Origin of the sequence: Microbacterium festucae (assembly GCF_025421715.1) — a bacterium.
Classification (GTDB): domain Bacteria; phylum Actinomycetota; class Actinomycetes; order Actinomycetales; family Microbacteriaceae; genus Microbacterium; species Microbacterium festucae.
On the sequence record NZ_JAOEFC010000001.1, the window covers coordinates 596,727 to 621,709 of the forward strand.

The 24,983-nt window shown below is 72.2% G+C and carries 22 protein-coding genes and 1 tRNA gene; 11 read left to right on the top strand and 12 right to left on the bottom strand.

What is annotated here, in order from left to right:
- Positions 1 to 52 precede the first annotated feature (52 nt).
- Genes N3K63_RS02615 through N3K63_RS02625 form a run of 3 tightly spaced genes read left to right on the top strand, consistent with a single transcriptional unit; the run spans position 53 to position 3,768 of the window.
- Positions 53 to 2,020, top strand: coding sequence for a DUF2264 domain-containing protein (locus N3K63_RS02615; RefSeq protein WP_261579165.1), 1,968 nt, complete (start codon positions 53 to 55; stop codon positions 2,018 to 2,020).
- Positions 2,017 to 3,018, top strand: coding sequence for a hydroxyacid dehydrogenase (locus tag N3K63_RS02620; RefSeq protein ID WP_261578402.1), 1,002 nt, complete (start codon positions 2,017 to 2,019; stop codon positions 3,016 to 3,018). The genes N3K63_RS02615 and N3K63_RS02620 overlap by 4 nt, the downstream gene beginning before the upstream one ends.
- 12 nt (positions 3,019 to 3,030) lie before the next feature.
- Positions 3,031 to 3,768 (top strand): ThuA domain-containing protein, encoded by a 738-nt coding sequence (locus N3K63_RS02625; protein WP_261578403.1) that lies wholly within the window; start codon positions 3,031 to 3,033, stop codon positions 3,766 to 3,768.
- Positions 3,769 to 3,771: 3 nt separating this feature from the next.
- Here the strand turns inward: N3K63_RS02625 and N3K63_RS02630 are convergent, their stop codons facing one another.
- Both N3K63_RS02630 and N3K63_RS02635 read right to left on the bottom strand, forming a co-directional pair.
- Positions 3,772 to 5,058 carry an ABC transporter substrate-binding protein gene (locus N3K63_RS02630; protein WP_261578404.1) on the bottom strand — a complete coding sequence of 429 codons (1,287 nt, stop codon included), beginning with the start codon at positions 5,056 to 5,058 and terminating at the stop codon, positions 3,772 to 3,774.
- A 177-nt stretch (positions 5,059 to 5,235) separates the two neighbouring features.
- Entirely contained in the window at positions 5,236 to 5,847 is a 612-nt protein-coding gene (locus N3K63_RS02635; protein WP_261578405.1) for a hypothetical protein, read from the bottom strand.
- Between the two features lie 200 nt (positions 5,848 to 6,047).
- Between N3K63_RS02635 and N3K63_RS02640 the strand changes: the two genes are divergently transcribed.
- Complete coding sequence (locus N3K63_RS02640) at positions 6,048 to 6,350, top strand: hypothetical protein (protein WP_261578406.1); 303 nt, start codon at positions 6,048 to 6,050, stop codon at positions 6,348 to 6,350.
- A 27-nt stretch (positions 6,351 to 6,377) separates the two neighbouring features.
- Here N3K63_RS02640 and N3K63_RS02645 read toward each other — a convergent pair whose 3' ends face one another.
- Together N3K63_RS02645 and N3K63_RS02650 are read right to left on the bottom strand one after the other, a co-directional pair.
- Positions 6,378 to 6,842 (bottom strand): NUDIX hydrolase, encoded by a 465-nt coding sequence (locus N3K63_RS02645; protein WP_261578407.1) that lies wholly within the window; start codon positions 6,840 to 6,842, stop codon positions 6,378 to 6,380.
- 207 nt (positions 6,843 to 7,049) lie between these two features.
- Positions 7,050 to 7,140, bottom strand: a tRNA-Ser gene (locus tag N3K63_RS02650).
- A gap of 137 nt (positions 7,141 to 7,277) precedes the next feature.
- On the opposite strand from N3K63_RS02650, the gene N3K63_RS02655 reads away from it, so the two are divergent.
- Both N3K63_RS02655 and N3K63_RS02660 read left to right on the top strand, forming a co-directional pair.
- On the top strand, positions 7,278 to 8,168 hold the full coding sequence (locus N3K63_RS02655; protein ID WP_261578408.1) for an aldo/keto reductase: 891 nt from the start codon (positions 7,278 to 7,280) through the stop codon (positions 8,166 to 8,168).
- Between the two features lie 74 nt (positions 8,169 to 8,242).
- Entirely contained in the window at positions 8,243 to 9,637 is a 1,395-nt protein-coding gene (locus N3K63_RS02660; RefSeq protein WP_261578409.1) for an MFS transporter, read from the top strand.
- Here the strand turns inward: N3K63_RS02660 and N3K63_RS02665 are convergent.
- A complete protein-coding gene (locus N3K63_RS02665; protein ID WP_261578410.1) occupies positions 9,619 to 10,308 on the bottom strand; it encodes a DUF899 domain-containing protein in 690 nt (229 codons plus the stop codon). The two genes, N3K63_RS02660 and N3K63_RS02665, sit on opposite strands and share 19 nt — an antisense overlap.
- 184 nt (positions 10,309 to 10,492) lie before the next feature.
- Between N3K63_RS02665 and N3K63_RS02670 the strand changes: the two genes are divergently transcribed.
- Both N3K63_RS02670 and radA read left to right on the top strand, forming a co-directional pair.
- Positions 10,493 to 11,446: an L-lactate dehydrogenase gene (locus tag N3K63_RS02670; RefSeq protein ID WP_261578411.1), complete on the top strand. Its 954-nt coding sequence runs from the start codon at positions 10,493 to 10,495 to the stop codon at positions 11,444 to 11,446.
- Between the two features lie 75 nt (positions 11,447 to 11,521).
- Positions 11,522 to 12,880 carry a DNA repair protein RadA gene (gene radA, locus N3K63_RS02675; RefSeq protein ID WP_261578413.1) on the top strand — a complete coding sequence of 453 codons (1,359 nt, stop codon included), beginning with the start codon at positions 11,522 to 11,524 and terminating at the stop codon, positions 12,878 to 12,880.
- 25 nt (positions 12,881 to 12,905) lie between these two features.
- Here radA and N3K63_RS02680 read toward each other — a convergent pair whose 3' ends face one another.
- The 3 genes from N3K63_RS02680 to N3K63_RS02690 form a co-directional block, all read right to left on the bottom strand.
- Positions 12,906 to 13,316 carry a dehydrogenase gene (locus N3K63_RS02680; RefSeq protein WP_261578414.1) on the bottom strand — a complete coding sequence of 137 codons (411 nt, stop codon included), beginning with the start codon at positions 13,314 to 13,316 and terminating at the stop codon, positions 12,906 to 12,908.
- A 317-nt stretch (positions 13,317 to 13,633) separates the two neighbouring features.
- Positions 13,634 to 14,311: a hypothetical protein gene (locus N3K63_RS02685; protein WP_261578415.1), complete on the bottom strand. Its 678-nt coding sequence runs from the start codon at positions 14,309 to 14,311 to the stop codon at positions 13,634 to 13,636.
- Between the two features lie 26 nt (positions 14,312 to 14,337).
- Positions 14,338 to 14,838, bottom strand: a complete 501-nt coding sequence (locus N3K63_RS02690) for an amino-acid N-acetyltransferase (RefSeq protein WP_261578416.1) — start codon at positions 14,836 to 14,838, stop codon at positions 14,338 to 14,340.
- A 120-nt stretch (positions 14,839 to 14,958) separates the two neighbouring features.
- Between N3K63_RS02690 and N3K63_RS02695 the strand changes: the two genes are divergently transcribed.
- From N3K63_RS02695 to N3K63_RS02705, 3 genes are all read left to right on the top strand, one after another.
- Positions 14,959 to 17,466, top strand: coding sequence for a circularly permuted type 2 ATP-grasp protein (locus N3K63_RS02695; RefSeq protein ID WP_261578418.1), 2,508 nt, complete (start codon positions 14,959 to 14,961; stop codon positions 17,464 to 17,466).
- Positions 17,463 to 18,347: a transglutaminase family protein gene (locus tag N3K63_RS02700; protein WP_261578419.1), complete on the top strand. Its 885-nt coding sequence runs from the start codon at positions 17,463 to 17,465 to the stop codon at positions 18,345 to 18,347. Before N3K63_RS02695 ends, N3K63_RS02700 begins: the two co-directional genes overlap by 4 nt.
- A 103-nt stretch (positions 18,348 to 18,450) precedes the next feature.
- Complete coding sequence (locus N3K63_RS02705; RefSeq protein ID WP_261578420.1) at positions 18,451 to 19,392, top strand: amidase domain-containing protein; 942 nt, start codon at positions 18,451 to 18,453, stop codon at positions 19,390 to 19,392.
- Positions 19,393 to 19,478: 86 nt separating this feature from the next.
- On the opposite strand, the gene N3K63_RS02710 is transcribed toward N3K63_RS02705, so the two are convergent.
- From N3K63_RS02710 to N3K63_RS02725, 4 genes are all read right to left on the bottom strand, one after another.
- Positions 19,479 to 22,001 carry an ATP-dependent Clp protease ATP-binding subunit gene (locus N3K63_RS02710; RefSeq protein WP_261578422.1) on the bottom strand — a complete coding sequence of 841 codons (2,523 nt, stop codon included), beginning with the start codon at positions 21,999 to 22,001 and terminating at the stop codon, positions 19,479 to 19,481.
- A gap of 131 nt (positions 22,002 to 22,132) precedes the next feature.
- Complete coding sequence (locus tag N3K63_RS02715; protein WP_261578423.1) at positions 22,133 to 22,837, bottom strand: YoaK family protein; 705 nt, start codon at positions 22,835 to 22,837, stop codon at positions 22,133 to 22,135.
- Positions 22,838 to 23,096: 259 nt separating this feature from the next.
- Positions 23,097 to 24,032 (bottom strand): endonuclease domain-containing protein, encoded by a 936-nt coding sequence (locus N3K63_RS02720; protein WP_261578424.1) that lies wholly within the window; start codon positions 24,030 to 24,032, stop codon positions 23,097 to 23,099.
- 176 nt (positions 24,033 to 24,208) lie between these two features.
- Positions 24,209 to 24,928: a hypothetical protein gene (locus N3K63_RS02725; protein ID WP_261578425.1), complete on the bottom strand. Its 720-nt coding sequence runs from the start codon at positions 24,926 to 24,928 to the stop codon at positions 24,209 to 24,211.
- Positions 24,929 to 24,983 lie beyond the last annotated feature (55 nt).

Consider the following 24,983-nt stretch of genomic DNA (forward strand, 5'->3'; position numbering starts at 1 on the left):
CCGTAACCCCGTCGGCGCCCGCGACGTGGTGCACGATCGGACGGTGACGGTGATGCACGACGACCCCCGCGCTCGCGACGGCGCGCCCTTCGACGGGACGCGGCGCGCGTGGGAGGCCCTGGCCGACCGCCTGCTCGCGGGCACCGAACCCTTCGCCTCCCCCACCGGCGCGCTCGTGACCATGCCCGGCCCGTCGAGCGCGTCGGGCCCGTGGAGCGACGGGCTCGAGGGGTTCGCGCGCACGTTTCTGCTGGCCGCCTTCCGGCTGCGCGGGGCGGGAGGCGCCGACCCGCACGGCCTCGTCGGCCGCTACCGCACCGGCCTGCTCGCCGGCGTCGACCCGGACGGGCCGGAGCGGTGGCCGACGATCTCCGAGCGCCGACAGGCGGTCGTCGAGGCGGCCTCGGTCGCCATCGCACTGTCGGAGACCCGCCCCTGGCTGTGGGACACCCTCGACGACGGCGAGCGGCAGCGCGTCGTCGCCTGGCTCTCGGGCGTCGTGGGCACGGCGGGCTACACGAACAACTGGATCTGGTTCCAGAACGTCATCGAAGCCTTCCTCGCCTCCGTCGGCGGCCCGTGGCGCCAGGCCGACCTCGACCGCAACGCCGAGATCCAGGAGAGCCTGTACGTCGGCGACGGCTGGTACTCCGACGGCGCGAGCCCCACCGGCGCCCGCCAGAGCTTCGACTACTACGCGGGCTGGGCGTGGCACGTCTACCCGCTGCTGCACGCCCGCATCGCCGGCATCCCGCTGGCATCCGTGCATCGCGAGCGCCTCGCGGCCTTCATCGACCAGGCCCGCACGCTGGTCGGCGCCGGCGGCGCGCCCCTGCTGCAGGGGCGTTCGCTGACCTATCGCTTCGCGATGCTCGCGCCGTTGTGGGCGGGCGCGATCGCCGGGGTCACGCCGCTCGCGGCCGGGCAGACGCGCGCACTCGGCACCGAGGTGGTGTCGCACTTCCTGGATGCCGGCGCCGTCGACGCGCAGGGGCTCCTGCCCATCGGATGGCACCGCTCGTTCCCCCGCATCCGGCAGCTCTACACCGGCGGGTCGTCGCCGTACTGGGCGAGCAAGGGGTTCCTCGGTCTGCTGCTGCCCGACGACCACGACGAGTGGTGCGCGGTGCCCGCGGCGCCGGAGCGCGAGCAGGTGAGCATGCAGGCGCTTCCGGCGCCGGGCTGGCTCGTCGTCTCGTCGGCGGCCGACGGCATCGTGCGGGTGCTCAACCACGGGTCCGACGGCTTCCGGGGCCCGGCGGGCGCCGTGCGCACCGACAACCCCTTCTATCAGCGCATCGGGTACTCGAACACGACCTCCCCCGAGCTGTCGCCCGGCTCGATCGCCTCGCCGTTGGACTCGCACGTCGCCCTGCTCGATGCGCGCGGCGCGGCCTCCCACCGCGATGTGATCGAGCGTGTGCACCTCGACGGGCGCGTCGCGGTGTCGCGCTCGCGCGTGCACTGGCTCGACACCGACGACGCCGATGCCGCCACGTGGGCATCGCTGCGTCGGGGGCCCGTGGTGACCACGGCCTCGGTCGTGCACGGTGTCGACGAGCTGCGCCTGGCGTGGTGGACGGCCCCGGCGACAGATCCGCGCCCGCACGCCGCGGTCGACGGCGACGCGGCCTGGCCCGAGGGCGCCGCGCCCTGGCGGTTCCGCATCGGCGGCTGGGCGCTGCCCGTCGAGGCCGAGGTCCCCCTCGCACAGGCCTCGTTCACGCGCGCAGACGGCGTGACGACGGCGGTGGTGCCGGTGCGGGGACTCGACGTGCGCGGTGTGGAGGTGCGCTCGGGGTCGAACCCGTTCGCGGCGCACGCGGTCATCCCGTGGGCGGCCCAGTCGGTGGCCGCCGGCGCGGGCGAGCTCGTCGCCGCCCTCGTGGTGCTGTCGGGCACGGCCCCTGAGCACCCGGGCGCGGTTCCCGAGATCCTCATCGAGCCTGTTGCCGTGCGCGTGCAGTGGCCCGACGGCACGGTCGATGTCGTCCCGACCGGCGGGCAGGTGCGCGCATGAGCGCCCCCCGCGCGATGATCGCCCTCGAGGATGCCGGCCTGGTGGGCGAGCTGTTCGACGAGGGGAGCCTCGCGCGCCTCGAACGTCTCGTGCGGCTGGATGCCCGAGTCGCCACCCGCAGCGACCCGCTGCCGGCAGGGGCGACCGCCGACACCGAGATCCTCATCACCGGGTGGGGCGCGCCGCTCCTGGATGCCGCCGCCCTCGACGCCCTGCCGCGCCTGCGCGCGGTCTTCCACGCCGCGGGTTCGGTCAAGCGCGTCGTCTCCCCTGCGCTGTGGCACCGCGGCATCCGGGTGTCGAGCTGCGCCGCGGCCAACGCGGTTCCGGTCGCCGAGTACACGCTCGCCATGGTTCTGCTGAGCGCGAAGAACACGCTCGAGGCCGCGGCCCGCTACCACCGCACCCGCGACATGGGCCTGGCCCGGCCGCCGGGTGCGGTGGGCGCCTACGGCATCACGGTCGGCATCGTCGGCGCCTCGCGCATCGGCCGGCGGGTGCTCGAGCTGCTGCGCCCGTTCGACGTCGACACGCTGCTCTACGACCCCTCGCTCTCGCCGGCCGATGCCGCGCGCCTGGGCACGACGCTCGTGTCGCTGCCCGACCTGCTGCGCACCGCCGACATCGTCAGCCTCCACGCCCCGTCGCTGCCGCAGACCTATCGGATGCTGGGGCCCGCCGAGCTGGCCCTGATGCGCACCGGAGCCACCCTCATCAACACCGCGCGCGGCGCGCTCGTCGACACCGACGCCCTCGTGGCGGAGCTCACAGCGGGCCGGCTGCGGGCGGTGCTGGATGTGACCGATCCGGAGCCGCTGCCCGCCGGGCACCCCCTCTTCGACGCGCCCGGAGTGACCCTCACCCCCCACATCGCGGGGTCGCTCGGCAACGAGCTGCGACGCATGGGGCGGCAGAGCGTCGATGAGATCGAACGGTTCCTCACCTTGGGTAGCCTCGAGTTCGAAGTGCATCATCGCGACCTCGCGACGATCGCCTGACCGGGAGGACCCATGCGCGCACTGATCGCGAGCGGCACGGGGCGCTACGCCGACCCGTGGCATCCGTTCCCTCGGACGAGCCCGCTCATCGCCGATGCCCTCGCCGCGGCGGGCATCGAGGCCCGCATCGAGCACGACGTCGATGCGGCGATGCGCTCGCTGGCCGGTGTCGACCTGCTGGTGGTCAACGCCGGCGACCCGTGGCGCACCGATGCCGGTGACGCCGCCGTGCCCGCGGAGTCGATCGCGGGGCTGGCCGCGGCGCTGGAGCGCGGCATCGGCGTGCTCGCCCTGCACTGCGCCGTCGCGTCGCTGCGGGACTATCCGGAGTGGGCGCCGGCGATCGGGGCGATGTGGGTGCCCGGCCTGTCGTTCCACCCGCCGCACGGCGAGGTCGCGGTCCGCGGGCGCGGGGACGGGGATGGCGCCGGGGATGGTGCGGATGCCGCGGTGGCGGGGCCCACCGTGCCGGACTTCCGCGTTGCCGATTTCAGCGTTGCCGACTTCAGCGTTGCCGATGAGCGCTACTGCCGGTTGCAGCGCCTGGGGCGCAGCGCGGTCGTGGCGCAGTTCGACGGCGCCGAGAGCGGCGACGTCGAACCCGCGGCCTGGATCAGAGAGGTGGGCGCCGCGCGCATCGCCGTCGACGTGCTGGGCCACGACGAGCGGTCGTATGCCTCGGCCGGACACCGACGGCTCCTCGCGCAGCTGGCCCGGTGGGCGCTGCGCGAGGAGCCGTCGTCGGTGTGAGCGTCAGCTGATCGCTTCGGCCTCCGCCCACCACTGGTCGACGAACTGCGCAACGTCGATCGTGCCGTACATCAGGTCTTCGTTCAGGCGCACCCACGTCGACTCGAGGCTGGCGAACGTCGGCGGGAGCACGGGGGTGGCCACCGTCTCGTACTGGGCGAGCGAATCGCGGTAGGCGATCGACTTCGCCTCGAGCGACCCCTCGGGGAACTCGAGCCCGTCGAGCACGGCTGCGTCGGTGGGGATGCCGCGGGAGGTGCCGAAGATCTCGGCGACGCCCGGATCGGTGGCGAGGAAGTCCAGCAGCAGGGCGGCCTCCTCGGGGTGGTCGGTGTTCGCCGACGCGCCCATGTGCAGCACGGTGTAGAACACCGCCTTCTCGCCCTCCGGCCCGGTGGGCACCGGGAGCGTCTCGAGGCCTTCGACGTCGGTGTAGCGCGAGAAGAAGCTGTCCCACGTGAGCGAGCTCGCCGTCTCGCCGATCGCGAAGCCGTCGGCGGGGGCGATCTCGGTGGCCCGCGACGGCGGGTAGTAGGAGGCGGCCTCTCGCAGCGGCGTCGTGGCATCCAGGAACTCGATCATGTCGTCCTTCGTGAACGCGAACGAGCCGTCGTCCTCGAAGGGCTCCTGCCCCTGCTGCAGCAGCCACTGGATGAAGAACCACATGGTCACGCCCTGGTCGTAGCCGCCGAACACCGACTTGCCGTCGGGCGTGGTCGCCCCGGCATCCGTCACCTCGGTGATCCAGTCGTTCAGGTCGTCCCACGTGTAGTCGGGGTCGAGCGGCTCGACACCGGTCTGCGCGAGCACCGCGGGATTCACGAAGAGCCCGAGGGTGCCGGTGCCCACCGGCACGCCGTACTGGGTGCCGTCGACCGTGGCGGCGTCGACGACGACGTCTTCCATGCCCGACACATCGATCTGGTCGCCCAGGTAGGGCGAGAGGTCGAGGAGGGCGCCGTTCAGGCCGTACTCGACGAGGTTCGCCTGGTCGAACTGCAGCACGTCGGGGAGGTTCCGCGCCGCCGACTCGGTGGAGCGCGCGTCCCAGTACGACGAGAAGTCGCCGAACGTTCCGTCGACGGTGATGCCCGGGTGCGACTCCTCGAACAGGGCGATCGCCTCTTCGTACATCGCCGCGCGGGTGTCATTGCCCCACCACGCGATGTTGAGGCTGACGGGGCCCGAACCCGCGTCGTCGCCCTGGCCGGACCCCGTGCAGCCGGCGAGCGCGCCGACCGCCAGCGCGCCCACGGCGGCGATCCCGAGAAAACGTGCGGTGTGCTTCATTGCAGTGATCCTCCATGGTCTCGCGCCGCCCACGCCCGCCCGGTTCCGCGCCCCGCGCGGTCCCCGTGCCGACGGAGCGGCCTCGCTCCTGTCGATGCGTCAGCGACGTCCGCCACTGTAAGAGCGCCCACCGACCGAATCGGACAAATGGACAAAACCGATCAGGGTCGTCAGTCACTAGCCCTGTCCGGGCGCACCCCACTGCCCGCCGCCGGGGGGCTCAGGGCACACGCCCGAGGCGGTGAGAGCAGCGACCTCGGCCCGCACGGCGACGCCGTCGTCGGTTCTGGCGATCGTGTACACGATCCCCTCCTGCGCATCGGGCTCGGGCACGAAGCCCACGATCGTGGAGTCGTCGATGGCGGACCCGACCGTCGTCGTGATCATGTCGGCGGGCGGATGGGCGAGCAACCATTTCGCGGTGCCGCCGACCGTCGCGTCCGGCACCGCCCAGAAGCCCGAGACCTCTTCAATCGGACCGCACGGCCAGCCCGTGTACGAGCCGAAGACGGCGATACCCGCGTCGGATGCCACGGCACCGGGCGGCAGCACGGTCGCGTCCAACCAGGCCTGGGCCTGCGCCGCCGCATCCGCGGTCTCGGTGCCCGCCTCGGTGGGCGCTGCGCTCGCGGCGGGCGGGCTTGCGACCTGCGGCGCCGCTGAGAGTTCACCCGCCGCGGGCGTGGGGGCTGTCGCCGTCGCACAGCCGGTCAGTGCAAGGAGAACCAGCGACGCACCGATGATCAGTTGTGAGCGACCTCGCATCCGTTCACCGTAGCGGTGCAGCACATCGGTCCCGCGGTCGCGCGGGGCGGCGGTCGGAGGTCGGCCGTCGGGGCGCGGAGGTGAGGGGTCGTGCCCCCGACGGCGCCCGCGGCGTGGCAGGCTCAGGGGAACAGGGAACGGAGCGATGGATGAGTGCGCCCGACGATGCAGCGCCCCGAACGGAAGCGACCCGGTCGCGTGGACGACTGATCCCGGCGCTGATCGTGGCGGCCGTCGCACTGTCGGCGCTCTCGGCGGTCTGGCTCATCGCCGTCCCCCTCGGTCCCGATGCGTGCGCGCTCGTGCTTCCCGGTCCGCGCAACTGCTTCACGTTCGACCGTCTGCGCGCCGCGGTGGCACCGACCGTGCTGCTCATCGTGCTGGCCGTCGGCACGCTGCTCGCGGTGATCCTCGCCCCGCGCACACCGGGCCGCGCCGCTGCGGCGGGTGCCCTGGCCCTCGCACTGGCCGGGGTGGCGTCGTATCTCGTGGTGGCGTGGATCCCCGCACTCGCCTACGTCACCTGACCCCGTGTGGCGCGGTGGCCGAACGGGCTACGCGGAGAATCCGACGCTGGTGAGCAGGTCCAGCCGCCCGGAGGCCAGGCCGTCCAGCACGAGCCGCTCGTAGTCGGGGATCTCCGCCGGCAGGCCGGTGAGGTCGAACCAGGCGATCTCGGCGCACTTCTGCGGTTCCATGATCGTCGGCTCGCCGGCCCACTCCTCGGCGGTGAAGAACCAGTCGACGCGCTGCTCCCTCGGCGCGTCGGAGCCGTCGGTGCGCTGCATGACGGTGACGGGGCGAAGGCTCGAGGCGGCGACGTCGATGCCGAGCTCCTCCCGCGCTTCGCGCCGCGCAGCGGTGACGGCTGTCTCGCCGGGCTCGATGTGCCCGGCCGCGCCCGCGACCCACATGCCGTCCATGTAGCCCGTGTTCTGACGCCGCTGCAGCAGCACCTGGCTGCCGCGCATCAGGAACACGTAGGAGGCGGGGACGACGGAGAACCGGGCGGACGACACCGGTCCACCCTAAGCGCGGCGGCCCGGCGAGGCCTCGACCCTCACCATCCGTCGGATCGGCGGGGCCCGTGTCACCTGCGGTGACACGGGAGACGACACCAGCCCCACCGATCCGACGGATGGAACGCCGCGACCGGCCACGGGCGGCGCCAGCGCGCCTGCCAGGCACGGAGAAACAGAAAACCCCCGCATCAGCAGGGGTTTTCATGGCGGTGACGGTGGGATTTGAACCCACGGTAGGGGGTTACCCTACACAACTTTTCGAGAGTTGCACCTTCGGCCGCTCGGACACGTCACCGCCGACAAGCTTACGACACTCCGAGGGATGCCGCGAACCAGCGGTCGCAGACCCCCGGGAAGCGCCTTCGGCACACCGCACCGTGCCAGGCTGGAGACACCGGCAAGCCCACCGCCCCACCACACAAGGAAGTGCACATGGATCAGCGCACCATCGGCCCGTACACCGTCTCGGCGATCGGCCTGGGCGCCATGCCCATGTCGATGAACGGCGACCGCGTCTACCCCGATCACGACGACGCCATCGCCACCGTGCACGCCGCGCTCGAAGCGGGCGTCACCTTCATCGACACCGCCGACATCTACGCGCCGAGCTGGGACACGATGGGCCACAACGAGCGCATCGTGCGCGACGCGCTCGTGACGTGGGGCGGCAGCACCGACGGCATCCTGGTGGCCACGAAGGGCGGCATCACGCGCACCGCGGAGAAGGACTTCGGCCGCGACGGCTCGCTCGCCTACCTGCGCAGCGCGGTGCAGAAGTCGCTGCAGAACCTCGGCGTCGACGTCATCGACCTCTACCAGTACCACCGCCCCGACCGGTGGCTGGTCTACGGCGAGATCATCGACAACCTGAAGACCCTGCAGAGCGAGGGCCTCATTCGCGAGATCGGCATCTCGAACGCGAGTGTCGAAGAGATCGAGATCGCCCGGCAGGTGCTCGGCGACGGCGGCCTGGCGAGCGTGCAGAACGAGTTCTCGCCGCGTCACCCCGGCAGCTACGGCGAGCTGCGCTACTGCGACGAGCACGGCATCGCATTCCTCCCGTGGAGCCCGCTGGGCGGCACCGGCGGCGGTGCCCGCGCGGTCGGCGAGCGCTTCGGCGTGTTCCGCGAGATCGGCGAGGCGCACGGGGTGAGCCCGCAGCAGGTGGTGCTCGCCTGGGAGCTGTCGCTCAGCCCCGTCGTCGTGCCGATCCCGGGCGCCCGGCGCGCGGCATCCATCGCCGACTCGGCACGGGCTGCCGACCTGCACCTCAGCGCCGACGAGCTCGCCCGCTGCGCCGCCGCCGTGAACATCGAGGTCTGACGCCGGCCGCGAGCAGAAGGCACCTCCGCGGCAAGACGCCCCCACGCGTCCCCGCCGCGACCTACGGTGGACCCATGACCGAGCGCATGACCCCCCAGCAGCGGCTGGTCGTGGCCATCGCGGTGCTCGGATCGTTCGTCGCGTTCCTCGACGGCACGGTCGTCAACGTCGCCCTGCCGGCGATCGAGCGCGAGCTCGGCGGCGGCCTGTCGACCCAGCAGTGGGCGGTGGATGCCTACCTCGTCACGCTCGGCGCGCTCATCCTGGTGGCCGGCGCCGCCAGCGACGCCTACGGCCGGCTGCTGATCCTGCGGATCGGGCTGATCGGCTTCGGGATCGCCTCGATCGCCGTCGCGGTGGCCCCCACGATCGAGCTGCTCATCGCGGCGCGAGCCGTGCAGGGACTGGCCGGGGCCTTCCTCGTGCCGAGCTCGCTCGCCCTCATCACCTCGACGATGGACGACCCGGTGCGCTCGCGCGCCATCGGGCTGTGGACGGCGCTGACCACCGGCGCGATGATCGTGGGCCCCTTGGTGGGCGGGGTGATCGTCGACGTCTCGTCGTGGCGGTTCGTCTTCGTCATCAACGTGGTGCCCATCGGCGTGGCGCTGTGGCTGCTCACCCGGCTCACCGCGCGCGATCACCGCCGTCCCGATGCGCGCATCGACTGGTGGGGTGCGGTCATGTGCACCCTGGGCCTGGGGCTGTTCGTCTTCGCGCTCATCGAGCTGCCGGTCGCGACCGACCCCGCCCCGCTGTGGGTGGCGCTGGCGGTGGGGGCGGCGCTGTTCGCGGGGTTCATCTGGCGCCAGCACGTCACCGCCTCGCCGCTGCTGCCCCTGTCGCTGTTCCGCAATCGCACGTTCGCGAGCGGCAACGTCGCGACGTTCTTCATCTACGCCGCCCTGTCGCTCAACGGCTTCGTCGTCGCGGTCTACCTGCAGCAGGGCGCCGGGCTCAGCGCCACCATGGCGGGCCTGGCGAGCCTGCCCACGACGATCCTCTCGATCGCGCTGAGCTCGCGGTTCGGCGCCCTGTCGGGTCGCATGGGTCCGCGCCTGTTCATGTCGGTCGGCCCGGTGGTCATGGCGGCGGGCTGCCTGCTGCTGCTGACGGTGGGTGCGACGTTCGACTACTGGTGGCAGGTGCTGCCGGGCATGATCGTGCTCGGGCTGGGCCTGGCGATCACCGTGTCACCGCTGACCGCGGGCATTCTCGGCGCGGTGGATGCCGGGCGCTCCGGCATCGGATCGGCGGTCAACAACGCGGTCGCGCGAGTGGCCGGCCTGCTCGCGGTCGCGTCTCTCGCGGCCATCACCGGCGGCGCGCTCGATCTCGGCGGCTTCCACCGCGCGTGCCTGGTGGCGGGGGTGCTGCTGCTGATGGGCGCCGCCGTCTCGGCGGTCGGGGTGCGCAACCCGCCGCGCACCCCTGCGCGGGGCGCCGCCGATCAGCCGGCTGTGCCGTAGCGCGCTCCGATCTCCTTCGAACTCCGTCCACCCTCGTAGGTGCCGTGCTGCGGCCAGCCGTCGGGCACGTCCTGCCACTCCTCCTGGCGGCCGTAGGGCAGCACGTCGATCAGCCCGTGCAGGTGACCGAGCTGCTCGGTCCCGCGGCCGTCGGTGTGCCACGTGCGGTACACGGTGTCGCCGTCTCGCAGGAAGACGTTCACCGCGAACCCCGCATCCGGCGGCGCGCCCATGTCGGCGCCGAACGGGCTGTGCGCCGTGGAGTACCACTCCATCTTGTTGCCGACGCGGTCGCGGTAGGCCAGGGCCTCGTCGATGAGGCCCTGGGTGACGATGACGAAGCGCGCGTCGTACTGGTCCAAGAAGTCGAGGCGGGTGAACTGCGAGGTCCACCCGGTGCACCCGGGGCACTGCCAGGTCTTCCCGTCGGCCCACATGTGGCTGTAGACGATCAGCTGCGATCGGCCGCGGAACAGGTCGACCAGGCGCACCGGGCCGTCGGGCCCGTCGAGCACATAGTCGGGCAGCTCGACCATCGGCAGTCGGCGGCGCTGGGCGGCGACCGCGTCGAGCTCGCGGGTGGCCGCCTTCTCGCGCACCCGCAGGGCGTCGAGCTCTCGCCGCCAGGTGTCGGCGTCGACGATCGGGGGCAGGGCGGACGATGTCGTCATGATGACCTTCCTCAGTGCGGGCGGATGCCGGACGGCCGGGCCCCGATGCCGGTGTCGACGGCGATCGGATGCCGCCGGCCGCGCCACCATCGTCGACCCGGCCGACGACATCGGCAAGGGGGGGTGGCGTTACCCCGGTGATGACGTGTGGCAGGGCGTGGCGTTCTGCTGACAGACTGACCCCATGAGCGTGATCGAGAACTCGAAACTCACTGTCGTCGGCGCGGGTGCGGTCGGATCCAGCGTCGCCTATGCCTCCCTCATCCGCGGGTCGGCCCGGCACGTCGCCCTGTACGACATCGCCACCGAGAAGACCGAAGCCGAGGTGCTCGACCTCTCGCACGGCGCGCAGTTCACCGGTTCGAGCGACATCATCGGCGGCTCGGATATCTCGGTCGCCGCGGGTTCGCACGTCGTGGTGATCACCGCCGGCGCCAAGCAGAAGCCGGGCCAGACCCGCACCGAGCTGGCCGGCGTCAACGCCAACATCCTCAAGACGATGATGCCGCAGCTGCTCGAGGTCGCCCCCGACGCCGTCTTCGTCATCGTCACCAACCCCTGCGACGTGCTCACCGTACTCGCCCAGGAGAACACCGGCCTGCCGGTGGGGCGCGTGTTCGCGTCGGGCACCGTGCTCGACACCTCGCGTCTGCGGTGGAAGATCGCCCAGCGCGCGGGCGTCGCGATCGCCAGCGTGCACGCCTACATCGTCGGCGAGCACGGCGACACCGAGTTCCCGCTGTGGTCGCACGCGACCATCGGCACCGTGCCGATCCTCGAGTGGCAGCCGCTCGACGGCCAGCCGAAGTTCACCGTCGACGAGCTCGACCAGATCGCCGTCGACGTGCGCGACGCCGCCTACAAGGTCATCCAGGGCAAGGGCGCGACCAACTACGCCATCGGCCTGTCGAGCGCCCGCATCGTCGAGGCGATCCTCAACGACCAGAACGCCGTGCTGCCGGTGTCCACCGTGCTCGACGACTTCCACGGCGTGAGCGGCGTGGCCCTGTCAGTGCCCTCGATCGTCAACAGCAAGGGCGCCCAGCCCATCCGCGAGACGCCGTTCTCGGCCAACGAGCTCGGTCTGTTCCGCCGCTCGGCCGACGCGCTGCGCGAGGTCGCCGACTCGCTGCGCTGACCCCGCCCCGCCGCGCGTTCCGCGCGGCGACCCCGCGGAACGCGGGGTGTCGGATGCCGCGGCTAACCTAGCCCCATGGCAACCCGACGCCCCGCGACCACGAGCGCCTTCCGGTGCACCGAGTGCGGCTGGACCACCGCGAAATGGGTGGGCCGCTGCGGCGAGTGCCAGCAGTGGGGCTCGGTGGTGGAGGCGGCGACGGTCACCGGCATCGTCCACTCCGTGACCGCGTCGGCGCCGGTGCGCGCCGCCCGCCCCATCACCCAGATCGACACGAGCGAGACCCCGCGGCGCACGAGCGGCGTCGGCGAGTTCGACCGCGTGCTCGGCGGCGGCATCGTGCCGGGCGCGGCCATTCTGCTGTCGGGCGAGCCGGGCGTGGGCAAGTCGACGCTGCTGCTCGAGGTCGCCGCCCAGAGCGCCCGCGCCGGCCGGCGCGTGCTCTACGCCAGTGCCGAAGAGTCCCTCGGGCAGGTGCGCCTGCGGGCCGAGCGCACCGGCGCGCTGCACGACGAGCTCTACCTCGCCGCCGAGACCGACCTGGCCACGATCCTCGGCCACATCGACGAGGTGCGCCCCGAGCTGCTCATCGTCGACTCGGTGCAGACGGTGTCGTCCTCCCTCACCGACGGCGTCGCCGGGCATCCGAGCCAGGTGCGCGAAGTCGCCTCCACCCTCATCCGCGTGGCGAAGGAGCGGGACCTCCCCGTGATCATCGTCGGGCACGTCACCAAAGACGGCTCGATCGCCGGCCCCCGCATCCTCGAGCACCTCGTCGACGTGGTGTGCCAGTTCGAGGGCGACCGGCAGACGTCACTGCGCTTCGTGCGCGCCCTGAAGAACCGGTTCGGCGCGACCGACGAGGTGGGCTGCTTCGACATGACCGGCGACGGCATCGCCGAGGTGCCCGACCCCAGCGCCCTGTTCCTCGGGCACGGGTCGAACGAGCCGGGCACGTGCGTCACCATCGCCCTCGAGGGCCGGCGGGCGCTGCCCGTCGAGGTGCAGGCGCTCACCCTTCCGGCCACCTCGGGCAACCCCCGCCGCATCGTCAGCGGCGTGGATGCGGCGCGGGTGGCGATGGTGCTGGCGGTGCTCGAGAAGCGCGCCCGCATCAAGGTCTCCGACCAAGACGTCTACGTGTCGACGGTCGGCGGGGTGCGGCTGGTCGAGCCGGCCGCCGACCTGGCGATCGCGATGGCGGTGGCCAGCGCCGTGACCGGCCGCAGCAACCCGGCCGGGGTCGTCGCCGTCGGTGAACTGAGCCTGGCCGGTGAGATCCGCGCCGTCACCCAGCACGATCAGCGCCGCAGCGAGGCCGCGCGGCTGGGCTACCGCACGGTGATCGACCGTGCGTCGAAGACGGTGCAGTCGGCGCTGGGCGATGTCGCACGGCTGCATCCGGTCGACACCCGCGACGTGCCCGACTTCTGAGCGGTCGAGTTCTGAGCGGTCGCCCTCAGAGGTCGAGGGCGGCGAGCAGGTCGGCGGGCGAGGCCTGCATCGGATGCGGGCCGGCGATGTCGAAGAAGACGGTGGTGATCTCGTCGCCGTGGGTGCCGAGGAAGGCCTTCAGCCAGCCCGGCGACTGCAGGGCGACCGCCGGCGGCAGTGCCGGGGGCTTGTTCACCGCATCGCTGAACAGCAGCAGCGCGATCTGACCGGTGTTCGGGTCGCGGAAGGTCCACACCTCACCCGAGTCGAGCGGGTTGTCGCGCTGTCCGGGGCGCAGCAGCGGCACGACGGTGGGTCCGTGGCGCAGTGCGAACGCGAGCGCCGCCATGTCCTGGGTCTGCAGGGCGTCGGCCAGCTGGGTGTTGCGGAACTCCAGCGGCTCGTCCTTCGACGTCTTCGCGCGCTTCTTGGCCATCCGTCCAGCCTAGCCAGTCGGTCTGCCGGGGCCACCCGGCGTGGGCCCGGCAGGGCAAAAGGGGGGGCCCTCTCGATCTCCCCATTGGGGACTGGGAAACTCGAGAGGGCCCTGCTCACCGCGGCAAGTCGCCTGCATCACGTCTCTGGGGAAGACAGTGAACCACCGCTGGGGACAGTGGGGCACCTACCAGTGGCGGGAGCTACGAATAGCGTAACGCGATAGATCTTTGGCACAGTCCCCCAAAAGGGGGACAAATGCATGAGAATGTTCTCAGGAATTCGCGGGGGGAGCATGTTCCGGCAGGGCCGGAAACCTCACCGCAGCCGGAACTGACCCGGCCGCGATTCGACCCCGCCGATCTCCACGGTCAGATTGTAGTAACCCGGCCGGGCGGCCGCACGGTTGCCGTCGCACGAGTCCACCGACGAGCGGGTGCGGTCCCACGACAGCGGCGCCGCGCTGGAGACCGTCTGACCGGCGGCGAGCTGGACGATCTGGCTGCTCGACTCCGACTGGCAGTCGGTCGAGCGCCACCACACGTCGCTCCCGCTGGTGATCGTGAACGCCTGCGTGGCCGTGCCGACGTCGATGAGGCACGGCTGCGTGCTGCGATTGGTGAGCGCGATCGACAGCTGGGGCTGCTCACCCGCGCCGTACGACTGCTTGTCGGTCACGGCCGACACCTCGAGACTGCCGGTGCTGCACTGCGCGATCTCGTCTTCGGCCGCGGGCGTCTCGGTGGGCTCGGGGGTGACCGCCGAGGTCTCGGTGGGCGTCACGTCGACGGTCGCCGAAGGCGCCGGGGCGGGGCTGGTCGCCACGCCGGATGCCGTCCCGGCGGGGCGCGGCTGCGCACCGGCATCCGTGGCATTCCACGGCTGCCAGAGCACGATCGCCACGGCGACACCCAACACCAGCAGCACGGCGAGCACCACGGCGAGTCGGCGCCGACGGTACACGGCGGGCGACGGGCGGCGCGGCGGGCTGGTCACCCCTCCAGGCTAGAGCGGGACAGCGCTCAGAGCCGCTTGAGCATGCGGGTGTTGCCGAGAGTGTTCGGTTTCACGTGCGCCAGGTCGAGGAACTCGGCCACACCTTCGTCGGGGCTGCGCAGCAGCTGCGAGTACACGTCGGCGTCGACGACCTGCTCGCCGATCGGCTCGAAGCCGCGACGCGTGAAGAAGGGGACCTCGAAGGTGAGGCAGAACAGTCGCGACAGCCCCAACTGCCGGGCATGCTGCTCGAGCCGCTCGACGATGGCGCCGCCGACCCCGTGCTGCAGCCAGCCCTCCGCGACGATGAGTGTGCGGATCTCGCCGAGGTCCTCCCACATGACGTGCAGGGCACCGCAGCCGATGATCGCGCCGTCGCTCTCGGCGACGACGAACTCCTGCACCGATTCGAAGAGGGTGACCCGCTCTTTGCCGAGCAGGATCCGTCGCTGCACCCACGGGTCGAGCAGCTCGAGGATCGCGCGCACGTCGGACGTGCGTGCCGGGCGGACGGTGAACGTGCTCACCGCACCACCTTATTGCGCCGCCCCCGGCTACCGGCCGGCGCCCCGCGCACGGCCGCCTCGCCGGCGCCGATAGTCTGACGGGGCACGACCCACTGTCCTGATCCCGGAGGCGGCCCCAGCGTGAGTGTGCTGCGCGAATACGCCGCGACCGTGTCGCAGCCGACACTGCCGTTCGGCGGCGACACCGCCCGCTACGACGAGGTCGTCGACGCCGACGGCTCGCTGCGTCCCGGGTGGAAGGCCCTGGCCGCCCCGGCGCTCGAGCTGACCGCCGCGACGCTCAGCCGGGTCGAGGGCGAGATCACCCGCTTCCTCGCCGACGACGGCGTCTCCTACATCCGCCGCGACACCGGCGCGCAGGCGTGGCAGCTCGACCCGCTGCCGCTGGTCATCGACGCGGCGTCCTGGGCCCGCCTCGACGTCGGCCTCGCCCAGCGTGCCGAGCTGCTCAACGCGATGCTCGTCGACCTGTACGGACCGCAGACGCTGCTGGCCCGCGGCATCGTCCCCGCCGCGGCAGTGGTCGGCCACTCCGGGTATGCGCGCCCCGTCGCCCGCGCGAGCGCCGACGACCCGCATCCGCTCGTGCTGTCGGCCGCCGACCTGGGGCGTGACGCATCGGGCGAGTGGCACGTGCTGGCCGACCGGGTGCAGGCGCCCTCGGGCCTGGGCTTCGCGATGGAGAACCGTCGCGTGATGTCGCAGGTGCTGCCCGACCTCTACCAGGAGAGCAGCCTGCACCGGGTGGAGCCCTACTTCTCGGCCGTGCACGCCGCGCTGCTGTCGGCCGCCCCCGACGGCGTCGCCGACCCGCGGGTGGTCGTGCTCTCCCCCGGGACCCTGTCCGAAACCTCCTTCGACCAGGCGTTCCTCGCCAACGCGCTGGGCTTCCCGCTCGTGCAGGGCAGCGACCTGGTGGTGCGCGACGGCTGGGTGTGGATGAAGCCCGCCGGCTGGCCGGCGAAGGCCCCCGTCGAGCGCATCGACGTGATCGTGCGCCGCGTGGATGCCGAGTGGTGCGACCCGCTCGAGCTGCGCGCCGACTCGCGGCTGGGCGTGGCCGGGCTCGCCGAGGCGGTGCGGCGCGGCCGCGTGCGCCTCATCAACGGACTCGGCTCGGGCGTGCTCGAGAACCCCGCGCTCATGCCCTACCTGCCCGCGGCGTGCGAGCACCTGCTCGGCGAGCAGCTGCGCCTGCCGTCGACGCCGACCTGGTGGTGCGGCGACCCGGTGGCCCGCGCCGAGGTGCTGGGCCGGGTGGCCGCCGGCGACGAGACGCTGTTCGTGCGCCCCATCGACCAGCCGCGCAGCACGCTGGCGGGCCTGACGCCCGACGAGCTGCAGGCGCGCGTGCTGGCCGCGCCGCACCGCTTCGTCGGGCAGCAGCTGCTGCCGCTGTCGCAGGCCCCGGCCTGGCAGGGCGGCACGCGCGCCGATGCCCGCCCCGTCGTCTTCCGCGGCTTCGCGCTGCGCCACGGCTCGGTGTACCGCCCGCTCGTGGGGGGCCTGGCCACCCTGCGCGCGCACCCCGACGCCCCGCCGGCGTCGAAGGACGTGTGGGTGCTGAAGGCCGAGCAGTCCGACCCCGACCAGGGCATCGCCGAGATCGCGGTGCTGCCGACCGCCCGCACCGTGCCCAGCCTCGCCCCCCGCGCCCTGGCCGACCTGTTCTGGAGCGGCCGCTACGCGGAGCGCGGCGAAGACGCCCTGCGCCTGGTGCTCACCGCGCAGCAGCAGATCGACCGCCCCGGCACCCACACCACCGGCATCCCCGTCGACGCGGTCGTGCTGATGCAGGTGCTCGCCCGCCTGGCCGGACGCCGCAGTGACGACCCCGAGGCCGAGTTCCGCTCGATGCTGCTCGATGCCGGGCGTCCAGGCTCGGCGGCCCACTCGATCGCCCGCCTGCGCGACGCCCTCGCCGGGGTGCGCGACCAGCTCTCCGGCGACACCTGGCGCGTGTTCTCGCAGGTGGAGCGCGCCGCACGGGCGCTGCGGGTCTCCCCGCATCCGCACCGCTCGCAGGAGTCGGCGGGCCGCATGCTGTCGGCCCTGCTGTCGCTCTACGGCGTCACCGCCAACATGGTGCGCGACGCCGGCTGGCACATGATCGAGACCGGCCGTGCGCTCGAGCGCAGCCTGCAGGTGTGCGAGGTGCTCGCCGCCGGGGTCATCGACCGCCGCGACCCGCGCGCCGAGCGCGAGGTGCTCGAGGGGCTGCTGCTGGCCTCGGAGAGCATCGTCACGTACCGTCGGCGCTACCGCGGCGCGATGCGCGTGGCCGACATGCTCGACCTGCTGCTGCTCGACCGCGGCAACCCGCGCTCGGTCGCCTTCTCCCTCACGGCGGTCGCCGAGCACCTGGCCGCGATGCCGAGCTCCACCGGCTCGTCGCGCCCCGAGCGCCTGCTCGATCATCTGCTGCGCGACCTGGATGCCGTCGACGTCGCCACCCTCGCGGCATCCACCGGCGGTCGCCGCCGCGCGCTCGAGCCGTTCCTGCTCGAGCTGATCGCGCGGCTCGAGCAGCTGGCCGACGCGATCGTGGCCCTGCACTTCGAGGTCGGCCCGCCCCAGGTGTCGCTGTCGTCGCTGTCGCTCATCGAAGAGATGGCGGCCCGCGCATGAGGCAGTACCGCGTGTGGCACCGCACCGCCTACTCGTACAGCAAGCCGGTGCAGGACTCCGTCGGCCAGTTCCACCTGATCCCCCGCACCCTGCCCTGGCAGCAGGTGCACTCGTCGGAGGTGGTCGTCGAGCCGCTCCCGGGCGACATGAGCCCCGACACCGACTACTTCGGCAACTCGGCGACCTACTTCCACGTCACCGACCCGCACGACGAGCTGGCCATCGTCTCGTCCAGCGACGTCGTCGTCGACGACCCGCACTACGACGAAGAGGCGCTGGCGCAGCCGTGGGAGCTGGCGCGGCCGCTGCTGGCCCCCGACATGCCGGGGGCGTGGAAGGCGGCCGAGTTCGCCCTGGAGTCGCCGCGCGTGCGGCACGTGGCCTCCGCCACCGCCTACGGCGCCGAGTCACTGACCCCGGGCCGGCCCATCGGCGAGGCGGCCACCGACCTCATGCACCGCATCTTCCGCGACTTCGACTACGACCCGACGGCCACCACCGTCACCTCCACCGTCGCCGACGCGATGGGCAAGCGCGCGGGGGTCTGCCAGGACTTCGCGCACGTCGCGCTGGCCTGCCTGCGCGCCCACGGCGTCGCGGCACGCTACGTCTCGGGCTACCTCGCCACCCAGCCGCCTCCGGGCAAGGAGCGGGTGTTCGGCGCCGACGCGTCGCACGCGTGGCTGGCCGTCTGGCTGCCCGGCACCGACCAGTGGCTCGCGATCGACCCCACCAACGACCAGTGGGCGGGCGACCGCTACGTCACCGTGGCGTGGGGCCGCGACTACGGCGACGTGTCGCCGGTGAAGGGCATCATCTTCACCAAGGCCAAGAAGTCGACCCTGCGGGTGCAGGTCGACGTCGCCCCGATCGGGGTCTGACCCGGGAGGCCGGCGGCGGGGCGCCGCGCCTCGGGGCAGCGCCGCGTCGATCGACGGTGGCGCCTCCGGCATCCGCTCAGGGGTCGTTGCTAGGGTTCAGGACGTGTCCACTCCCCCCACCCGCTCCGCGCGACGACGCCGCAACGTCCGCCGGCGCCGCGTGCTCGCGGGCGTCGTCTCGGTCATCATCGTCGCCGCCCTGACGGTGGGCATCTTCGGCTTCGTGCGCTCGCTCGGCGAGCGCGCCCAGGCCACCCCCGACACCACCCCCGCAGCCAACGCGTCGACCCCGACGCCCGAGGCCGCCGCGCCGCCGTCCTTCGACACCGCGGCCGCCGCCGACCAGGCCATGGCCGTGCTCGCCGACTACTCCGATGCCGCCCGCGCCACCGAAGACGCGCTCTACCAGGCGACCCAGAAGCTCCGCTCGGCCACCACCGCCGCCGACGCCGACGCCGCGCAGGCCGAGACGCAGCAGGCCGTCGATGCGGTGAAGGCGGATGCCGAGGCCTACCGCGCCCAGATCACCGCCGACGCCGCGGGCACGAACACCCAGCCGGCCGGCGGCGACGTCGCCGCCCAGATGGCCTACCTGCACCAGTACGTGTTCTCGTACAACTCCGCCGAGTGGGGCGACTACAACCCCTACGGCGGCGACTGCACCAACTTCACCAGCCAGGGCCTCATCGCCCGCGGCTGGCACATCGACGGCACGTGGTACTCCAAGGGCGCCATGTGGACGGCATCCAAGCCGTGGATCGCGACCGCGCCGATGGCCGCCTACTTCGACAAGCTCGGGTTCGGCTACTCCACTGAGGCCGATCTCGACCGCGTGCGCGTCGGCGACGTGGGCCTGTTCAGCTGGGGCGAGACCCAGGCCGGCATGGACCACACCATGACGGTCTCGAAGGTCGAGTACGTGCCGGGCGGCCCGCCGGTCGTCTCGTTCATCAGCCACAACAGCGACGGCGAGTACCGCGAACTCACCCACGCCCTCTACGTCGAGCACACCGACTCGACCGTGCGGATCTACCACATCCCCTGATCGGGGCGCGCCGCCCGCGGCCCGTCCCGACACACCAGAACGCCCCCTCCCGGAATCCGGAAGGGGGCGTCGCTGGTGGTGTGGGATCAGGCGCCGGCGGCCAGGTCGGGCGTGGCGGTGATCTCGGGGATCGTCGAGACCCCGATGGCCACCTTCTCGCCGCGGGGCGCACTCTCGAACGTGAACTTCCCGTCCTCGACGTCGACCTTCACGTGGTCGCCGCTGTTGAGCTCGCCGTGCAGGATCTGCTCGCTGAGGCGGTCTTCCACCTCGCGCTGCATGGCGCGGCGCAGCGGCCGGGCACCCAGCGTCGGGTCGAATCCGATCTCGATGAGCTTGTCCTTCGCGCTGTCCGACAGCTCCACCGTCATGTCACGGTCGAGCAGACGCTCCGACAGCCGCTTGGTGAACAGGCCGACGATCTGACGCAGCTCGGGCTTGCTCAGCTGCGGGAAGACGATGACGTCGTCGACGCGGTTGAGGAACTCGGGCTTGAAGTGGCGCTTGAGCTCCTCGTCGACCTTGCCCTTCATCCGCTCGTAGGTGGTCTGGGCGTTGCCCTCCACCTGGAAGCCGACCGGGCCACCGGCGATCGCCGACGAACCGAGGTTGGTCGTCATGATGATCACGGTGTTCTTGAAGTCGATGACGCGTCCCTGACCGTCGGTCAGACGACCCTCTTCGAGGATCTGCAGCAGCGAGTTGAAGATGTCGGGGTGGGCCTTCTCGATCTCGTCGAACAGCACCACCGAGAACGGCTTGCGGCGCACCTTCTCGGTGAGCTGGCCGCCCTCTTCGAAGCCGACGAACCCGGGAGGGGCACCGAACAGCCGCGAGACGGTGTGCTTCTCGCCGAACTCGCTCATGTCGAGCGAGATGAGCGCGCCTTCGTCGTCGAACAGGAACTCGGCCAGCGCCTTGGCCAGCTCGGTCTTTCCGACACCCGTGGGGCCGGCGAAGATGAACGAGCCCGAGGGGCGCTTGGGGTCCTTCAGACCGGCGCGCTGGCGACGGATCGTGCGCGAGAGCGCGGCGATCGCCTCCTCCTGGCCGATGACCCGCTGGTGCAGCGCCTTCTCCATGAAGACGAGACGGCTGGTCTCCTCTTCGGTGAGCTTGAACACCGGGATGCCGGTGGCCTGGGCGAGCACTTCGGCGATGAGGCCCTCGTCGACGATGGCGTGGGATGCCACGTCGCCGGAGCGCCACTGCTTCTCGAGGCGCAGCCGCTCGGCCAGCAGCGACTTCTCCTCGTCGCGCAGGGCGGCGGCCTTCTCGAAGTCCTGCTCCTCGCTGGCGATCTCCTTGTCCTCGCGGACCTTGGCGATCTTCTCGTCGAACTCGCGCAGCTCGGGCGGGCTCGACAGGATCGACAGACGCAGGCGGGCGCCGGCCTCGTCGATCAGGTCGATGGCCTTGTCGGGCAGGAAGCGGTCGCTGATGTAGCGGTCGGCGAGGTTGGCCGCCGCGACGATCGCGCCGTCGGTGATCTGCACCTTGTGGTGCGCCTCGTAGCGGTCGCGCAGCCCCTTGAGGATGTTGATCGCGTGGGGCAGGCTCGGCTCGGCGACCTGGATCGGCTGGAAGCGGCGCTCGAGCGCGGCATCCTTCTCGAAGTGCTTGCGGTACTCGTCGAGCGTCGTGGCGCCGATGGTCTGCAGCTCGCCGCGCGCGAGGAGCGGCTTGAGGATGGAGGCCGCGTCGATCGCGCCCTCGGCGGCACCGGCACCCACGAGGGTGTGGATCTCGTCGATGAAGACGATGATGTCGCCGCGCGTGCGGATCTCCTTGGTGACCTTCTTCAGGCGCTCCTCGAAGTCGCCGCGGTAGCGGGAGCCCGCGATGAGCGAGCCGAGGTCGAGCGAGTAGACCTGCTTGTCCTTGAGCGTCTCGGGCACCTCGCCCTTGACGATCGCCTGGGCCAGGCCCTCGACGACGGCGGTCTTGCCGACGCCGGGCTCGCCGATCAGCACGGGGTTGTTCTTCGAGCGGCGCGACAGGATCTGCATCACGCGCTCGATCTCCTTCTCGCGCCCGATGACCGGGTCGAGCTTGTTGTCGCGCGCGGCCTGGGTGAGGTTGCGGCCGAACTGGTCGAGCACCGCCGACCCGCCCTGGGCGGGCTGGTTCTGCTCGCCGGCGCCGGCGGCGACACCCGCGGGCTCCTTGCCCTGGTAGCCGCTGAGCAGCTGGATGACCTGCTGGCGCACCTTGTTCAGGTCGGCGCCGAGCTTGACCAGCACCTGCGCGGCGACACCTTCGCCCTCGCGGATGAGGCCGAGCAGGATGTGCTCGGTCCCGATGTAGTTGTGGCCCAGCTGCAGCGCCTCGCGCAGGCTCAGCTCGAGCACCTTCTTCGCGCGCGGCGTGAAGGGGATGTGCCCCGTCGGCTGCTGCTGCCCCTGACCGATGATGTCCTGCACCTGCTCGCGCACTGCGTCGAGCGAGATGCCCAGGCTCTCGAGGGCCTTGGCGGCCACGCCCTCGCCCTCATGGATGAGGCCGAGGAGGATGTGCTCCGTGCCGATGTAGTTGTGGTTGAGCATCTTCGCCTCTTCTTGGGCGAGGACGACCACTCGACGGGCACGGTCCGTGAATCTCTCGAACATTGTCGACTCCTCCGGGCGCCGAGTCTTCTGACGCCTTACGACGAGGGTAACGATCGCCGGATGCCGGTATGCCCGTGTTCGCCAGGGGCGGAGTGGCCGGGGGTCGGGCCCGGGTGGGGGTGGCGGGGTGGCTACTCGGGGTGCGAGCTGCGACCCGTGCGGCTCTCGTACACGAACACCACCAGCGCGATGACGACGAAGCCCGCCGAGAACCAGGCGCCGTGCGGGCCGAGCACGCGGGTCACCAGCGCTCCCAGCACCGCCCCGGCGGCGTACGAGCCGACGACGGCGGCGATGCGGCGGGCGCGGGAGCGGTGGATCGGCTCGCGCTCGCGCACGCCGGTGTGCACCGCGAGCACCAGGGTCATGAGGTTGGCGGTGTTGAAGGTCGTCGAGTAGCCCACGTCGCCCAGGCGCCGGAAGGTGGCGGCCTGCACGGCCACCGCGAAGGTGATCAGCACGGTGCCGAGCACGGTCGGGATCGAGGCGGGCAGGAAGCCCAGCACCACGAGGATCACGAGCTCGAGCGCGAGGGCCACCCGGTGCGGGCGGCGCACCACGCGCACCACCGAGGGCACGTGCAGCAGCTGGGCCACGAACACGCCGATGATGAACACGATGATGGGCGTGAGGAAGAGCAGGGTCTGCCCGAGGTCGAGCTCGCTCAGCGCGACCGACATCTTCACGAGGTTGGCGGTCTGGGCGCCGGCGAACGTCGAGAAGGTGACGACCGAGTAGGCCTCGACCGATCCGGCCGCCAGGGCCAGCAGCACGCCGAGCAGGAGCGACTCCGACGTGCGGCGGCCGCGCGCAGCAGGGTCGACAGGGATGGTCACGGCACTCCTCGGGGTCCCCACCAGTCTGCCAGCCCCCGCCCACCCCGCTCCCGCCCCCGCCGTGCCTTTCCCTCGCCCCCGCCCCCTCCTGTCACGATTCACTGGCGCCCAGCTGCGCCCCCGCGCGGCCCGGGGCCGCAACAAGGCGCGAGCGAACCGAAGCCCTCAGGCCGAGCGCGGCCCCACCCCCGTTCACTGGCGCCCAGCTGCGCCCCCGCGCGGCCCAGGGCCGCAACAAGGCGCGAGTGAACCGAAGCCGTCAGGGGGCGAGCGCGCGGCGGAGCGTCGCGAGGAGGGCGTCGGGTCGGGCGAGCTGGTCCTTGGTCACCCGGATGACGCGCCACCCGGCGGCGCTGAGCCTGTCGTAGCGGGCGATGTCGCGATGCCACTGGTCGAGGTCGGTGAGATGGTGCTCGCCCTCGTACTCCAGCGCCACCCTGCGCGCCCGGTACGCCAGATCCACCTGCCCCAGCCAGATGCCGTCCTCGACGACATCGGCGTTCACCTCGGCGCCGCCGAGCCCGGCATCCTCGAGCAGCAGTCGCAGCTTCGTCTCGGGGCGCGACCGCGACCGCTCGTGCAGCAACGGCAGCGCCGCGCGCAGGCTGGCAGCTCCCCGCCGCCGCCCGGCCGCGACGGCGGCCTCGAGCTGCGCCCGCGTCGCGAGTGCGGGCTGGTCGGTGCGGTGCATGGGCACGCGGATCGCGGCGTCGCCGGCGACGACGAGGTCGTCGACCCCGCGCACGGTCGTGCCCAGCAGCGCCCACGTCGTGGCGGGGCACGTCACCGCGAACCCGGTGACCGGATGCCGGACCACGGCGGTCGACCCGGGGGTCAGCGCATGCCCGGCGACCTGCTCCGAGGCGGGCGCGCGGCGCGGCAGCAGCACCGCGACGTCGAGGCTCCGCCCGTCGACGACCCATCGCGGCAGCGGCAGGTCCCAGAGCACCGCGGCGGTCACGTGGCTGAAGAACTCGTGCGGCGTCATGCGGTGCGCATACTGCTCGGCCCGGCGCCGCAACGCCTGCTCGCCGAACAGGTCGGCGTGCGGTGCCGCCGGCATCCGACTGCGCACGCCGCGGAACGGGCTGCCGAGATCGCCCGCGCGCAGTCTCCCAGCGCTCACCCCCGCATCGCGGGCATCGGCGACCGAGAAGCTGTCTCCCAGGTGCGGCGGCAGCGGGCGGGGTCTCATCGCCCCAGGATGCCCGTGCGCCGCCCCGCGCCCGCCCCTGTCCACAGCCCCGTGCCGGCCCCGCGCTCCTCGCCGCCCTGGTGAGGAAGCTGCGCCCCCCCTTCGCTGGCGCCCAGATGTCGGATGCCGGGCCGCGAGGCCGCGACACGGCGCGAGCGAACGGGGGTGGGGGCGGGTCAGTCGGCGATCGGGATGGTGACGGGGGTCGCGAACTCGGCGCCGCCGCCGGCGAGGGTGAGCGTCGCGTTGTCGTCCTCGGCTTCGGGCGCGGTCACCAGGGTGAGGCGCGGCGCCATGTCCATCGTGCAGACCTGATCGGCGGCGGGGGCGACGAAGGTCACGGTGACGGCGGCGCCGGCCACCTCGACGTTCTCGACCACGGGGGCGCACGACGACGAGCCGAAGGTCAGCAGCACGAGCTGGTCGTCGTCGACCCACCCGGCCGACGGGGTGAACTCCTCGACGGGACCGCCGGAGTAGCCGTCGAGATCGGTGTCGCCGGTGGCATCCGCGTAGGTCACCACGATGTCGAGCTCACGCGTCGGGTCGACGCCCTCGGGCAGCGCCACGAACGAGGCGCGCGGCACGAGGTCGCGCGTGCACGCCTGGCCCTCGATGTCGGTGAGGGTGACCGCGAGGGTGCCGTCGGCCTGCACCGTGGCCTCCGAGGCCGTCGGAACGCACGTCGACGAGCCGCTCGTGACCAGCGCGATCGCGGTGCCGCCGGCGAGCCAGGCAGCGTCGACCTCGAGCTCCTGGCCCGGCTGGACGACACCCGAGGATGCCGGGGCGTCACCCGACGCCGCGGGAGCCGGGGTGTTCGCGGCACAGCCGGCGAGAGCGAGCATGCCTGCGGCGACGAGGGCGGCGACGGAGAGGAGGCGCGAAGTGGTCATACCAACCATCCTGCCGTGCCGCACCCGCACCGTGGAACCCGGAGCCGGTCACATC